This is a genomic window from Pseudochrobactrum sp. sp1633 (genome assembly GCF_030376605.1).
In the GTDB taxonomy this organism is placed as follows: Bacteria; Pseudomonadota; Alphaproteobacteria; order Rhizobiales; family Rhizobiaceae; genus Pseudochrobactrum.
Window position 1 is genome coordinate 72,681 of the sequence record NZ_JARRAE010000001.1, and the last position, 14,397, is coordinate 87,077.

General features: G+C 51.7%; 12 protein-coding genes and 2 tRNA genes. 3 read left to right on the forward strand and 11 right to left on the reverse strand.

What is annotated here, in order from left to right; genetic code table 11:
- Nucleotides 1-4 precede the first annotated feature (4 nt).
- The 6 genes from P8H26_RS00355 to P8H26_RS00380 all read right to left on the reverse strand — a co-directional run bounded on the left by P8H26_RS00355 (nucleotide 5) and on the right by P8H26_RS00380 (nucleotide 7,610).
- Nucleotides 5-1,627: an ABC transporter substrate-binding protein gene (locus P8H26_RS00355; protein WP_289630891.1), complete on the reverse strand. Its 1,623-nt coding sequence runs from the start codon at nucleotides 1,625-1,627 to the stop codon at nucleotides 5-7.
- A 240-nt stretch (nucleotides 1,628-1,867) separates the two neighbouring features.
- Complete coding sequence (locus P8H26_RS00360; protein WP_289630892.1) at nucleotides 1,868-2,926, reverse strand: dipeptidase; 1,059 nt, start codon at nucleotides 2,924-2,926, stop codon at nucleotides 1,868-1,870.
- Nucleotides 2,927-3,302: 376 nt separating this feature from the next.
- Nucleotides 3,303-3,941, reverse strand: a complete 639-nt coding sequence (locus P8H26_RS00365; RefSeq protein WP_289630893.1) for an outer membrane protein — start codon at nucleotides 3,939-3,941, stop codon at nucleotides 3,303-3,305.
- A 202-nt stretch (nucleotides 3,942-4,143) separates the two neighbouring features.
- Complete coding sequence (radC, locus tag P8H26_RS00370) at nucleotides 4,144-4,887, reverse strand: DNA repair protein RadC (RefSeq protein ID WP_289631211.1); 744 nt, start codon at nucleotides 4,885-4,887, stop codon at nucleotides 4,144-4,146.
- Between the two features lie 301 nt (nucleotides 4,888-5,188).
- The gene (locus P8H26_RS00375; RefSeq protein ID WP_289630894.1) at nucleotides 5,189-6,001 is read right to left on the reverse strand and encodes a YggS family pyridoxal phosphate-dependent enzyme; all 813 of its coding nucleotides are present in this window, start codon (nucleotides 5,999-6,001) and stop codon (nucleotides 5,189-5,191) included.
- Between the two features lie 121 nt (nucleotides 6,002-6,122).
- Nucleotides 6,123-7,610: a PLP-dependent aminotransferase family protein gene (locus P8H26_RS00380; RefSeq protein WP_289630895.1), complete on the reverse strand. Its 1,488-nt coding sequence runs from the start codon at nucleotides 7,608-7,610 to the stop codon at nucleotides 6,123-6,125.
- A 123-nt stretch (nucleotides 7,611-7,733) separates the two neighbouring features.
- On the opposite strand from P8H26_RS00380, the gene P8H26_RS00385 reads away from it, so the two are divergent.
- A complete protein-coding gene (locus P8H26_RS00385; RefSeq protein ID WP_289630896.1) occupies nucleotides 7,734-8,960 on the forward strand; it encodes a benzoate/H(+) symporter BenE family transporter in 1,227 nt (408 codons plus the stop codon).
- Nucleotides 8,957-9,805, forward strand: a complete 849-nt coding sequence (pdxY, locus tag P8H26_RS00390; protein ID WP_374708191.1) for a pyridoxal kinase — start codon at nucleotides 8,957-8,959, stop codon at nucleotides 9,803-9,805. The genes P8H26_RS00385 and pdxY overlap by 4 nt, the downstream gene beginning before the upstream one ends.
- 50 nt (nucleotides 9,806-9,855) lie before the next feature.
- Here the strand turns inward: pdxY and map are convergent, their stop codons facing one another.
- The 5 genes from map to P8H26_RS00415 all read right to left on the reverse strand — a co-directional run bounded on the left by map (nucleotide 9,856) and on the right by P8H26_RS00415 (nucleotide 13,514).
- Nucleotides 9,856-10,683 carry a type I methionyl aminopeptidase gene (gene map, locus P8H26_RS00395; RefSeq protein WP_289630898.1) on the reverse strand — a complete coding sequence of 276 codons (828 nt, stop codon included), beginning with the start codon at nucleotides 10,681-10,683 and terminating at the stop codon, nucleotides 9,856-9,858.
- A gap of 90 nt (nucleotides 10,684-10,773) precedes the next feature.
- Nucleotides 10,774-11,478 (reverse strand): DNA/RNA nuclease SfsA, encoded by a 705-nt coding sequence (gene sfsA / locus P8H26_RS00400; protein WP_289630899.1) that lies wholly within the window; start codon nucleotides 11,476-11,478, stop codon nucleotides 10,774-10,776.
- 92 nt (nucleotides 11,479-11,570) lie between these two features.
- Nucleotides 11,571-11,645 (reverse strand) — tRNA-Glu (locus P8H26_RS00405).
- 262 nt (nucleotides 11,646-11,907) lie between these two features.
- Nucleotides 11,908-11,982: transfer RNA gene (locus P8H26_RS00410), tRNA-Glu, on the reverse strand.
- A 326-nt stretch (nucleotides 11,983-12,308) separates the two neighbouring features.
- Nucleotides 12,309-13,514 carry a YcbK family protein gene (locus P8H26_RS00415; RefSeq protein WP_289630900.1) on the reverse strand — a complete coding sequence of 402 codons (1,206 nt, stop codon included), beginning with the start codon at nucleotides 13,512-13,514 and terminating at the stop codon, nucleotides 12,309-12,311.
- Nucleotides 13,515-13,913: 399 nt separating this feature from the next.
- On the opposite strand from P8H26_RS00415, the gene P8H26_RS00420 reads away from it, so the two are divergent.
- Nucleotides 13,914-14,258: a hypothetical protein gene (locus tag P8H26_RS00420; RefSeq protein ID WP_289630901.1), complete on the forward strand. Its 345-nt coding sequence runs from the start codon at nucleotides 13,914-13,916 to the stop codon at nucleotides 14,256-14,258.
- Nucleotides 14,259-14,397: the final 139 nt, after the last annotated feature.

A 14,397-nucleotide genomic window follows, 5' to 3' on the forward strand; every position in this document is an offset into this window, starting at 1 on the left:
CGGATTATTTCTTCGATACGTTGTAAACAGAGTTGGTTGTGAAGGTCACGCCCAGCTTGTAGTTTTCAACATTGTTGCGGTAGGCAGCAACTTCAGTCTGCTGGAACAGAATGACAAACGGGCCGTCATCCAGAAGCTTCTTCTGCAGATCGATATACATCTGTTCACGCTTTGCAGTGTCACGCTCCAGAACAGCAGCTTTGGTTTCCTTTGTCAGCTCAGGAATATCCCATGCGTTGCGCCATGCCAGTGTTTTGGCCGATGCATCGTCTTTATTGTCAGGATTGCTGGCAAAGGTGTCCGCATTGGTATTCGGATCCCAATAGTCTGTGCCCCACTGACCGATATAAAGATCGTGCTTACGGGCGCGATATTTGGTCAGTGTCTGCTTGCCGTCACCCGGAATAATTTCCATTTTGACGCCGGCCTGAGCAAAAGTCTGCTGAATGGATTCAGCAATACCGGTTACAGGCTGCGAGGAGCGCACATCCATAGTAATGCTGAAACCGTCTTTCAGACCGGCTTTTTCCAGCAGTTCCTTGGCTTTCGCTACATCGAGCTTGTATGGTTTTTCATCAGAAGCGCCGAGCAGGCCCTTTGGCAGGAATGTCTGATGCTGAACACCGATATGTTTGATCAGTGTTGATTCAATCGCGCTGTAATCAACGAGATATTTCAGCGCTTCACGAACTTCAGGTTTGGCCAGAGTTTCGTTTTTCTGGTTGAGGCTGAAATAGTAAACGGTGCCTTTTGGTGCGGAAGACAGAGAAACGCCTTCAGTCTTGGCAATCGCATCAATGTCGCCCGGCTCAAGGTTACGCGCTACGTCGATATCGCCTTTTTCAAGCATCAGACGCTGGGTCGCGCTTTCCTTGACATAGCGGTAAATCGCACGCTTCAGCGGAGATTTATCGCCGCGGTAATTGTCATTGCGCTCAAGCACAACGATTTCGTTGGCGCGCCAGTCGCGGATGATCATCGGGCCGGAACCGGCATAGTTGGTTTTCAGCCAGCCATAACCGTAGTCGCCGTCCTTGGCGTTTTCTTCAACCAGCTTCTTGTCAACCACAGAGGCAACGTCAGCAGTCAGGCAGTTCAGCACGAAGCTTGGTGCATAAGACTGGTCAACGGTGATAACGAGTGTGTTGGCATCGGTTGCCTTGATCTTTTCTTCCACATTGTCAGCCTTGAAGCCGAACTGGGTGAGAATGAAAGACGGGCTCTTGTCGATTTTAACAGCGCGGATGAGCGAATAGGCCACATCTTCAGCAGTCAGAGGATTGCCGGAGGCAAATTTCTGGCCTTCACGGATTTTGAATGTATAGGTCAGACCGTCTTCGGAAACTTCCCAGCTTTCAGCAATATCGCCGACAACCTTGGAAGCATCATTCGGATCAAGACGCAGCAGGCGGTCATAAGAGTTACCGAGAATTTCACCGGTGGAAAGCTCAAAGGATTCAGCAGGATCAAGCGTGATCATATCATCGAATGTCCAGCCCAGAACCAGCGTATCAGCCGGTGTTGCAGCCTGAACAGCCGCAGCACTGACAAAAACACTCAGTGCCGCACCGGCAGCGAGATAAGCAAAACGATTTAATGTTTTGATCCCATCGGATTTTTTAATCATTGTACACCCCATATTTCATCCCAAACATTCGGCCGGTTAAAGGGCCAAAACGATACTTTGATCACGCGTACCGCACCGTGTTTTATAGTTTCTGCTGCCCTGAGGCTGACAGAAATTTTGTTATGCATCATAGGACTGAATGCCGGAACTTCGCAAGCAGGCTGACAATCGTCGTCAACCGATAGTTTTTGCTTTTCTTGTTTCTGCGAAAACCGGAATTTCAGTAGCCATATCTATAGATTAGTGGTTTTCATGCCATGCAGCGCGCAGCACGCGCAGCCAGTTTTCGCGGCAGAGTTTGGCCAGATCATCTTCGCCATAGCCCGCTTCACGCAGTGCCTGAACAAGGTTCTGTGTGCCGGCAGCATCCGCAATACCCTCCGGTATCGGGCCGCCGTCATAATCCGAGCCGAGTGCCACGCCGTCGATCCCGACTTTGCCCACCAGATAATCAATATGGCGCACCATGTCGCTCATCGGAGTGGCCGTATTCACCTGACCATCTTCACGCAGCATAGTGGTTACATAGTTGAGACCGACCAGCCCGTTGCTCTCGGCAATGGCTGCCAGCTGTTTATCAGTGAGATTGCGGGCAACAGGCGTCAAAGCATGGGCATTGGAGTGACTGGCGATCAGTGGCTGATTGCTGAGCTTGGCCGCATCCCAGAACCCTTTTTCGGTAATGTGAGAAAGGTCAATCAGAATGCCGAGGCTGTTACAGGCTTTAATGAGCTCACGCCCTGCATCAGTCAGGCCAGGCGCGGTATCAGGGCTCATCGGGTAAGAGAAAGGCACGCCGTGGCCGAAAATATTATGGCGGCTCCAGACAGGGCCGAGTGAACGCAGACCTGCCTGATAGAACAGCTCCAGCGCTTTCAGATCTTTATCCAGCGCTTCACAGCCTTCCATATGCAGAACGGCAGCAAAGTCACCATCAGCCAGTGCATTGTCGATATCCTGACCGGTGCGGCAGATTTTCCAGCCGCCCGCGCGATCAAGCTTATAGGCAATATCAATGAACTCGCTGGCGATATCGAATGCATAAACACGGTCCAGTGGTTCGGCCAGCGGTGTGTCGTAATGACCATCACTCTCCGGCGCGCTAAAAACCGTTTCTGTCGCATTGGGAATATAAATAGCACAGAGACCGCCTGCCAGACCGCCCTTGCGTGCACGCGGCAGATCAATATGACCTTGCGTGGTACCCCCGATAAATTCTTTTACAGGATCGCCGCCTTTATTACGGTTCTCCCAAAGACGAAGCAGCACATCATTATGGCCGTCAAAAACTGCTTGCATGATTTTATTCCCAATTTCCTCAAGCTAACTTTAAAATAGCGCAGGGCATTCAAGTCAAGCACGGAGGTCTTGCCAAGCTGTTGATGGCGCACTGTAACTGCAGTTAGTGTTATTGAAAGATTTGAAAAACCGCAGTGCTAAAGCGGAAAATGCGGGGAAAATGTTAGTATCGTGACATTTTGACCGTGTTGAAATGCAAGATTTGCATAGGCTTATGCTGAAAAAACAATCCATATTAGGAATGGATGCGCTTATTCAAGCTTTTGTATTATATAATGAAATCAATGTATTTTAGCGTAATTTTTGTGAAAATGAAAAAAGCGCCATATTAATTAAAATATGGCGCTTCGATCTGTTTTGTTCAGATTTTAAAGAATCAGAAGCGGTAGTTTACACCGGCTTTCAGTGTATGGGTCTTCAGATTGTTCTCGTAACGGGCGTCGTTCACGCTGGTTTTAACACCGTTATGACGCATGTAGTTGTATTCAGCCTTTACAGAGAACGGACCTGAAAGCTGCTGCTCAACACCGGCGCCGAGCTGAACGCCGCCAGCCCATTTGCTTCCGGATGTGATGTTGTCTTTTGGTTTGAACTTGGTCATGCCATAGCCGACAGTACCGTAGACCAGTGTCTTATCCATTGCATAACCGGCTTTGACCTTGGCTACACCGCTCCATGACTGCTGCAGACGGCCGCCATCCTGAATTTTATGTTCAGCTTCGCCGAAGTTACCTTCTACTTCACCACCATAAACGAAGTTGCCCGACTGAAAGTTTTTACCGGCAACAATACCGCCCAGAGCCGATGTGCGGCTTGAGAACGGGCTAGGGGTTTTGGAAGATGTGGTGCCCAGATGTGCACCGACATAGTTACCTTCCCATGTTGCAGGCGCATCATAGCTGGTTGCGTTGTCGTTATAGTTGTAGTCATTGTTGAAAGCATCGGCCGCAAGAGCCGGAGCTTGTGTAAGTGCCAGTGCGAGTGCAGCTGTGCTGAAAAGTGTAATGTGACGCATTGTCCGGCTCCGTATTTGCCTTGAGAGGAGGCAATCATTGAAAATCTTCTGGCGCTGAGTCTTTTTAGCTTCGCGCCTTTGAGCCGGTTATGCAGGTCAAATGTGACCAATTTGGTTTGTTTATGTCATGTTTCTGTTAAGCCGGTCTTATTGTTTTGTTTATAATTAATAATGAGTTAACTGGATTTTTGCGCTTATTCCATCAGATAAGTCCGAGGCCGCGCATACTGACATGGCCGGCCTTGCCGATGATAATATGATCATGAACGGCGATATTCAGCGGTGATGCAATTGCGATAATTACTTTAGTCATATCAATATCCGCGCGGGACGGTGTCGCGTCGCCCGACGGATGATTGTGGAATAAAATCAGAGCGGTGGAGGACAATTCGAGCGCCCGTTTGATCACCTCCCGCGGGTAAACCGGCGTATGGTCGACCGTGCCGATTTGCTGCACTTCATCGGCAATCAGGCGGTTTTTCTTGTCGAGGAACAGGATGCGGAATTGCTCACGGTTTTCGTAGGCCATAGAGGTCATGCAATAGGCGATGACCTTGCTCCATGAATCCAGAACATCCTTTTTCATGATTTCGCTCTTACCCAGCCTGCGCGCGCAGGCATTGAGCAATTTAATATCCTGCGCCACAGCCTCTCCGCAGCCGGAAACCTCCTGCAATAATTGTGTTTCTGCACCCAGCACACCGGCAAAACTGCCGAAACGGTTGAGCAGCGCTTTGGCTAGCGGTTTAGTGTCTGCGCGAGCAATGGTGCGAAAGAGCAGGAGTTCCAGTAATTCGTAATCAGCCAGTACCTCATCTCCGTGACTGACGAAACGCTGCCGTAAGCGCTGACGGTGACCGCTGAAATGTGGTTTCGGTGCTTTAGGCTTCCGGAGTGTGACCGGTGATTTCTCATTCTGATCCGGTTGAGGGGCAATTTCCGGCATACGGGCAGGCAGGTTTTCGGTCATTCCAGCTGGCACAGACAACTGGCCCGATGTTTGTTGCAGGGTTCCAGCCTCGTCAAATCTCGGCAGATGAAGTCTTTCGTCATCATACAAATACAGATCTGTAATGTCCGCTTGCGGAATTTTATTTGCCATTCTGCAATAGGCCCCCCGAATGCACAGATGGCTACCGCAGGATCAGCGGTTTCCGCTTACAGATTAAACGGAAAATTGCAAAATGGTCTATCGGAAAATGAGTTTAATCCGTGTGCTTAACAATTTAAGTATTTGATTATATTTCTTAAATTGATTTTTGATTATGTGGCTGTTGCGTTGTGTCTGCCAGACCCGGCCAGTAAAAAGCGTCCGCTGTCGGGCGGGCGCCGAAAATAGCCTGACCGACACGCACAACATCGGCACCTTCTTCAATTGCTGCTTCAAAATCGCCGGACATGCCCATAGAGAGCTGCGTGAACCCGGAATGGCTGCGCACAGCACGATCACGCAATGCTCTCAGCAAACGGAAGCAGGGGCGTACCCGATCAAGGTCAGAGCTGAATAGTGCCAGTGTCATCAACCCGCGTGGTTTCAAGCGCGGATAATCGGGCAGGCGCTCGATGAAGGGCAGCAGATCATCAGGATGCAGGCCATATTTGCTCTCTTCACCGGATGTGTTGACCTGAGCGAAGACATCAAGATCACGGTTTTCTGCGTCCAGCCTGCGGTTGAGCTCTTCCGCCAGCCGGATGCTGTCGAGCGCATGAAATTCTGTGGCAAAGCGGGTGAGATATTTCACCTTATTGGTCTGGAGGTGGCCGATAATGCTCCAGTGAATGGCAAGATCATCAAGTTCAGCCCGTTTGTCACGGGCTTCCTGCAGCTTGTTCTCACCGAAATCAGAAATACCAGCGGCAAATGCATAGCGCAGAATATGAGCGGGAACCGTTTTGGTGACGGGTAGCAAACGCACATTTTCTGGTTTGCGCCCACTGCGCAAGGCAGCCGCAGCGATACGCTCCTGAACAAGTTGCAGGTTTTGCGCAAAACGTGCGGCAGGCGTTTCACCAAAGCGGGCAATGTCTTCGGCAGAAAGTTCTGTTGGCAGGTTACTCATGGCATGCGTCTCTCAGTTTATCTGCGTTTGGGCAGGCAAAGTATGAGCATCAGCACGTATCATGAGACTGGCCGATATTGACCGGCCACTTTTCATTTTGCAGGCAGACCATTTAAGCGCATCAGACTTTGATAGTCTGAAAAGCAGTGCTGAGCTTTTTAACGGCGATCTCAAGTTCTGCAGGCGTATAGGCGGCAAAGCCCATCAGAAAACCGGCTTTGCCGGTGCCGGATGCATGCAGCGGCGTCAGCCCCAGCAGTTCAATACCAACCCGCCGTGCTGCATCAATCGCTGCCCGTTCGGAGATGTTACATGTCAGCACGCAAGGCATTTGCAGGCCTCCGATGGGAATGCGCGGTTCAACAAAAGCGCTGAGATGTGTTTGCACAAGTCTGGTAAGCGCTTCAAGCCGCTCGGCATAGATGCTGCGCATGGCGCGGATATGGGCGCCGAAATGCCCGCCTTCCATGAAGCGGGCGAGGGTAAGCTGAGCAACTGATGCCGTGTGCCCGTCGAGCAGCGTGCGGGCGACTGTCATCGGTTTGACGAGCTGCGGCGGCAGGACGATGTAGCCAATGCGCAGACCCGGAAACAGCGATTTGGTGAAAGTGCCGATATAGATTGTGCGGTCATGGGGATCGAGACCCTGCACACAGGCTGTGGGTTTGCCGGTGTAGCGGAACTCACTGTCGTAATCGTCTTCGATAATCCACGCCTGATGACGGGCTGCCCATTCGATCAATGCAAGACGTCTGTCGAGTGCCAGTGTCACGCCGGTAGGAAACTGATGAGACGGAGTGAGAAACACTGCTTTCGCTCTGTGGGGCTCATCCAGAATTTTCTCTGCCACAATGCCCTGCCGGTCAACGGATACGGGAACAGAAATCAGCCCCGCAGCATCAAATGCTCTGCGCGCACCATAATAGGCAGGGTCTTCAATGAATATGCTGTCTCCGGCATCCAGCAGCATATTGGCGCATAAGGTCAGCGCTTGCTGAGAGCTTGTGAGCACAAGCACACGGTCGGCAGTGGCGCGTGCACCACGTTCAAGGTTTACATAATCGGCAATCGCCCGTCGCAGTGGCTCGGCTCCCTGCGGATCGCCGTGCAGGAGAGCCTGTGTGCCGGTTTCCTTGAGAACCTGCCGCTCCAGCCGCTCCCAGAGCTGGATTGGAAAGCTGCGCGTTTCCGGCAGTCCCGGTGCGAAGGGGCGGGGCGTGAGTTGCTCACGAACACCACCGCTGCGGAACATGGCATTGCCACGATTGCTTAAATTCGGTGCCTGATTGCGGGCCAGGGCATCACGTTGTGACAGCCTGCGTCCGGTAGTGAAGTCGGTCATTTGCGCGACAAAACTGCCGCTGCCCACACGGCGTTCGATGAAGCCTTCAGCGTGGAGCTGCGTATAAGCGGCTTCGATTGTATCGCGCGATACATCAAGCGATTTTGCCAATGCGCGTGAGGCAGGCAATGGTTTGCCGGAACTGAGTGCGCCGTCAACTATCAGCTGCCGGATTGCCCGTTGAATCCGTGCATGCAGCGGCATTGCCGCATGCGCGGGGTGAGCAATCCATGCCTTTACGGATTCGAGTTGGGAGTGCCTGAACAAATGGTCTGACCAAAATAATAAAAGTGGATGGGTATAACAGACCATTTTCAGATTAAGAGTCAAGCCGCCCTGTGGCTGATGCTTGCAGCACAGGGCGCAGACTTTCAGGAGAGCCCGCACATTATGTCCAGTACACCGCCATCCTCGCCCATTCGTCTCAGTGACCTGCCTCATCCGGTTGTTGCTGGTCTGATTTCCGTGATTGTTAATTACGGAGGCACATTTATTCTGGTTTTTCAGGCTGCAAAAATTGCCGGCCTCAGCCCTGAACTCACAGCCTCATGGGTATGGTCTGTTTCCATAGGTGTCGGGCTGACAGGGCTGTTTCTGAGCTGGCGTACCCGTGAGCCGATCATCACCGCATGGTCAACACCGGCAGCGGCCTTTCTCGTCACTGCGCTGGCAACAACACCTTATGCGGAAGCTGTAGGTGCTTACATTATTTCAGCGCTTGCCTTTGTCGCTCTGGGATTGTCCGGTTATTTTGAGAAGGTGATCCGGTTGATACCGCCCAGTATCGCTTCCGGCCTGCTGGCTGGTATTCTGCTGCAATTCGGCATCGGCGCTTTTGGCAGCGCGACGATTGATCCGCTGCTGGTTGGCGGGCTGATCGTGACTTATGTTTTGCTCAAGCGTTTCACCGCGCGCTATGCAGTTGTGGGCATATTGGTTCTTGGCGTCATCTTTTTGATTGTGCAGGGGCGGGTGGATTTATCCAATCTTAGCCTCGCGCTAGCGGCACCGGTATTTACCATGCCGGTCTTCTCGCTGAATGCGCTGCTCAGTGTCGCGCTGCCGCTGTTTCTTATCACTCTGACCGGCCAATATATGCCGGGTATGCTGGTGCTACGGAATGACGGTTTTAAAACCAGTGCCAATCCGATTGTGACGGTTACAGGTTTAGGCTCGCTGATCATGGCGCCATTCGGCTCCCATGCTTTTAACATTGCGGCGATTACAGCGGCTATTGCTACGGGAAAAGAAGCGCATGAAGACCCGCGCAAACGCTGGATTGCCGGTATTGCTGCGGGTATTTTCTATGTTCTGGTCGGTGTGTTCGGCGTGACTCTTGCCGCTGTCTTCATGGCTTTTCCCGCGACCTTCATCACCACGCTGGCGGGGCTTGCCTTGCTTGGCACCATTGGTGGCAGTCTGGCCGGAGCGATGGCCGATGCGAAAACCCGTGAAGCTGCGCTGATAACCTTTCTTGCCTCGGCAGCGAATATTAATCTGCTGGGTATTGGTGGAGCGTTCTGGGGGCTTGTCATCGGTCTCGTAGCTTATGCCGTATTGAACGGACGTCTGCTGCAGCGTGAGGCGCTTGTATCAGCTAAAGAAGGAGCAAAGTGATGCCGCAATCGCTATCAATGCAAACATCTGTCATTTCCATTCAAAGTCAGGTTGTCTATGGCCATGTCGGCAACAGCGCCGCAGTGTTGCCGATGCAGGCACGCGGGCTGAATGTTGCGGCTGTTCCCACAACATTGCTTTCCAACCACCCGGGCTATGCAACAATGCGCGGCCGCGTGCTTGAGCCGGAGCTGGTGAGTGATCTGCTGCGTGGTGTGGAGGAGCGGGGGCTGATTGAAACCAGCCGCTATATCGTCTCCGGTTATCTCGGATCGCGTGCCAATGGTGAGGTTGTTGCGGATTTCGTTAAACGGGCGCGAAAGATAAATCCGGAAATCACCTATATTTGCGATCCGGTGATGGGTGATACCGGATTGGGTGTTTTTGTTGCTGATCCGGTGGTCGAGTGCATTATTAATCAGCTTGTGCCGCTTGCCGATCTCTTAACGCCCAATCAGTTTGAGGTCGGGCTGATTACGAAGAGCGAGCCGACATCTTTTGCAGTGATGGAAGAAAAAGTGCGGCAGATACAGGTGTTTAATAATGCGCGTGTGGTGGCAACAGGATGCGTTTTTCCTGATACGCCCTATGGTTCTCTGGAAAATGTTGTTTTTGAAGGCGCATTACAGACAAGACTGACATCGCCGCGCGTGCCGGTTGTACCGGTGGGGACGGGGGATCTCTTCACCGGACTTCTCACCGCTGATCTTGTGCATGGCTGTTCTTTAACGGATGCCGCGCGCAATGCTGCGGCCACAGTGCTCAGGGTTGTCGGGCGAATGGCCGCGCACGGAGAGCAGGAAATGCAGTTGGGTAGTGCAATTGATGCGCTGCTGTCTGATTAACCGACATAATATTATGGCCGCATCACTTTCTCAATGATGCGGCCATTCTGTTATTTTGAAGTCGTTGTGTAGAAAATATCTTTCGGCGACAGCGTGAAAATCTCACAGCCGTCTTTGGTAACGCCGATCGTGTGTTCATATTGGGCCGTCAGCGAACGGTCACGGGTAACAGCCGTCCAGCCGTCTTTGAGCACTTTCACATCCGGTTTGCCGAGATTAATCATCGGCTCAATGGTGAAGATCATGCCTTCGCGGATTTCTACGCCATCATTCGCTTTACCGTAGTGCAGAATATTCGGTGCATCATGAAACAGCTGTCCCACACCGTGGCCACAGAAATCGCGCACAGCTGAACAGCGTTCCGCTTCCACATAGGCCTGAATAGCGGCACCGATCGCACCGGTTTTGGCGCCCGGTTTGACCGCTGCAATACCGCGCAGCAGGCTCTCATAAGTCACTTCCATCAGTCGCTCGGCGGCGCGCTTGATCTGACCTACCGCATACATGCGGCTTGAATCGCCATACCAGCCGTCTTGCAGAAAGGTGATGTCGATATTGACGATATCACCTTCGCGCAGTGGTTTGTCATCGGGAATACCGTGACAGACCACATGGTTGATCGATGTGCAGGAGCTCTTGGTATAACCACGATAGTTCAGTGTGGCTGGGACAACACCGCGATCCGCACCGAACTCAAACACAAAACGATCAATCTCATTGGTCGTGACGCCTGGTTTGACAATATCATTTAAGGCATCAAGGCATTCTGCAGTGATTGCGCAAATTTTGCGCATCGCAGCAAAACCTTCAGGGCCATAGAGTTTGATCTGGCCGGTATATTTAAGCGGTGCGCTTTCTGCGCTGACGTAACTTACCATCGGATAATCCGTATTTTAATTTGTTAGAGCCAGCGCTCACGCTGTGCCGGACGTGTCTGCCTTTGCAATATTTCATGCGGCAGTGAGATTTTATGCAGTCAATACAGGAACCGTCTGATCTGCGGTAATTGATTCAGGACTTATGTGGCACCGAATTGCATAGGCCTCAACCCCATGCTGCCGTGCTTTTGCAAATGCCGCAGAGTAAACAGGATCAAGATCGCCACATATGGACAGGGAATCGCAATCCTGACGCTGAATAACGAAAACCATAACACCGCGATGACCGGCTTTGACCATATCGCCAAGTTCGGCAAGATGCTTCGCGCCGCGGGCTGTTACGCTATCGGGAAACTCTGCAAGTTGTCCTGTTCGTCTGAAATGCACATTCTTGACCTCTACATAGGTTTGCTGCCCCGTTTCGCCAAGGAGCAAAAGATCAATACGTGAGTTCTGCCCGTATTTTTGCTCACGTTTGAGAGTGGTGAAACCTGATAATTGCGGAATCATTCCTGACAGAATCGCTTCTTCAGCAATTTTGTTCGGCAGACCGGTGTTGATGCCGACGAGAGTATTGTCAGCGCGCACAATTTGCAGTGTATGCGCATATTTGCGCGTAGGGCTGTCAGAGATGCTGAGCCAGACTTCAGAATCAGGAGCAGTCAATCCGCGCATCGAGCCGGTATTGGGAACGGATGCGGTGATGAACGCGCCGTCATCCAGCCTGATGTCTGCAAGAAAGCGTTTGTAACGCTGCAACAGAGTGCCGCGAATAAGGGGAGAAGGAAAAAGCATAATTCTGCTTAAAGCAAAGTGCCGGTGTTTACAAAACAGAATTAAGAAGAGGGAAATTTAATACCGGTTCTGCAAATGTTGCAGAGAAGAAGTGGTACGCCCAAGGGGAATCGAACCCCTGTCTGCGCCGTGAAAGGGCGCTGTCCTAACCGCTAGACGATGGGCGCCTGCCGGTGAGCGCTGTATAGCTAAGCTGTATCGGATGCGCAAGAGGAAAAATTCAAAAAATCATAAAATACGTGAAAAAAATCTGAGGCTTATGAAAATGCACTTATTGCGCCGCGATTCGAAACCGGCGTGTCTTTAACGATAAAACATCAGAGCAAAGCAGCTGAAAAACAGACTGATTTTGTTTTGACTATATGGCTTTCAGAGAGGGAAAATTTGATCGTTACAACCGATCCGCTATCTTCTTTTATGCTGAGAAGATGGTACGCCCAAGGGGAATCGAACCCCTGTCTGCGCCGTGAAAGGGCGCTGTCCTAACCGCTAGACGATGGGCGCCTGCTGGTGATCCGGCTTATAGCGGCATGATATTTATCGTGCAAGTGGGTAAAATACGAAAATCGTAAAAAATGCAGATTTTTTTCATCCGGCAGCGTTTTGGCTGTGAATAAATAAGGGGCTGGGTAGAAATCTGCGTTTGAAATGAGAGGTTTAGGGCGCCTTGCAGTCCTGCGTGCCCCAAATAATCTGCTTCTTCGTGCGGGATTTTAGATTTTTGCCGCTCTGCGGATGCTGAATCAGGTGATTGGGCTGTGAAATAAAATCAGGCAGGAATCAGAAAACCTGATTCCTGCCTGTCTAGAATGATTTGCATGATAATTTTTTTAACCGCGACGACAGCGCCAGTTCCAGTCGCGCTCCGGTCCCACATCAATATGCACTGATTCCGTATGACAATAGGTGCCTACACCACCGCGCGCAGGCCATGCGCGTACCTGACGGGCGATTTCCCATTTGGATACGCCGGGGATTTGCAGATCGGCCGCAGAGCACGACATGTGCAGGGAGCGTTTTGCACCGCTGACGGAGCGGTTGTGTGCCGGGCTGCGATAACCGGATGTGATGACAACCGGTTTACGATAATGACTTTCAAGACGCTTGATCATTGAGACCAGTTGCGGCTTGAGGCAGGAGACCTGCACTTTGTCGTGTTGGGTGCGCAGACCATTCGGAGCCAGACGCGCCATACCGCCTGCCGAGGCTAATGTTACAGGTGCGCTGAAATCATCTTCATCAAGATCAATGTCGCTCTCGTCAAAGACTTTATTACTATGGCGGATTTCAACACCGCCATTGGCGCGCACACCCGGCAAAGTATAATTATAGGCGCTGGTATTCTTCGGCGCAGCAGATGCGGTTACAGTTGCTTCAAGCTTGCCGCTGCCACGAACGCTGTTTTTGCCTGAGGAGAACAAACGTGCCGCAGCGCCTGCGCTTTGGCTGGTGCGGTCTGTTTGGGGGGCGGCAACCGGCGGAACTGCTCTGGCTGTGGATTCTGCTTTGGCAGCTTCAGCTTGCGCTGCGTTTTCCTGCTGCTTTGGCTGGCTTGTTGCGGTTGTTTCCGGCTGCGGAATGGCTGCCAGTGCGGCAGTTGGCTTGCTGCGGGTGCCGAATAATGCAGCAAGCGTGCTCGGCTGCTCGGCCGCAGGTGTCGTATCTGTTGTCTGCAGAGCCTGATTGGTGGCGGTTGCGATTGCGGTTTCTGCCGACGCGACCTGCACAGGTTTTTCAGGTTGTGCTTCTGGCGCTGTCAGCTTTGCAGCTTCCGCGAGAGTGGCTGCGGATGCTGTTGCCGGAGTAGTGCCGCCAGTTTTCTGGTCTGATGCTGCAGCGGCTTGCGCTGTTGCCGGTGTGTTTTCTTTCGATGCTTCACCGGTTTTATTGCCCGCGAGAGTGGTGTCACTGGCGACGCTCTCCAGCAGTGAAGTGCCTGACGTCGTGCAGCCACTGATGCCGAGAGCGAGAATGATTGCTGAGCCGCAGAAAAGCTGAGCGTTTTTTTCTCGTATACGTTTTATCGTATCGAACAAAGCGACCTCTTATAATGCTGCGACATGTCGGAGTGTACCTTCAGAAACAATGCACAATTTATATTGTTTCCTGTACGACTGCCGGCGCAAGGGCTGTGAAATAAGGCTCCGCTTGCGCAAAATTCAAATGTTACTATAGGCGAAATGGCCGGAAATGGCAGATTTCGTCAGGAAAAAATTGTTAATTCTTTATTAAATAGGGTGCAAGTTACACGCTGTAACAATTCATTTCAATGTTGTAACAAGCGTTATGCCATGTGCATGAGATAAAGAATAACGGATAGACACAAATAACAGCGATTTTCCTGCGGGAATTTACAGCTTCCTGTTGCGAAATGCAGCTATACGTTTATTGTCCGCATATTCGGCCTAGGTCATGAAATGCAGGGAACTTCTTTGATGAGCGCACAACAGAATACTCACTTCGCAACACTGCGTTTTGCATTGCTTGCCGTGGCTGCTGTGACGCTTGCGGCCTGCACAAGCGGACCATCTGCCGGTGTGCCTCAGGAAGGCGCGCTGCGCACGGGGACTTATCCGACTTTCGGTGTGATGCCGCGCGGTGAAACCAAGCAGCTGAGCTTTGAGGAAAAGGATCAGATTGCCGGTAACCTCAAAAGCGCAAAAGCACGGCAGGGAGCAGTTGGTGCCGCCGGATCAAGCCGCGCTGAGATTGAAGCGCGTAAACGTCAGTTGCAGGCCGAGACCGATGCAACGTTGAAGGCTATTGAAACCGGGCAATAACCGGAAACCGAATATTAGCCGTCTGACCGGCGGCTCTGCGCTATAATTTATTCGCATTTTAAATTTACGGATCGGGGTGCCTTCGGGCGCTCTGGTATTGAGCCGCACCGGCTCAAACTTTAGAAACAGAACAGTTTCA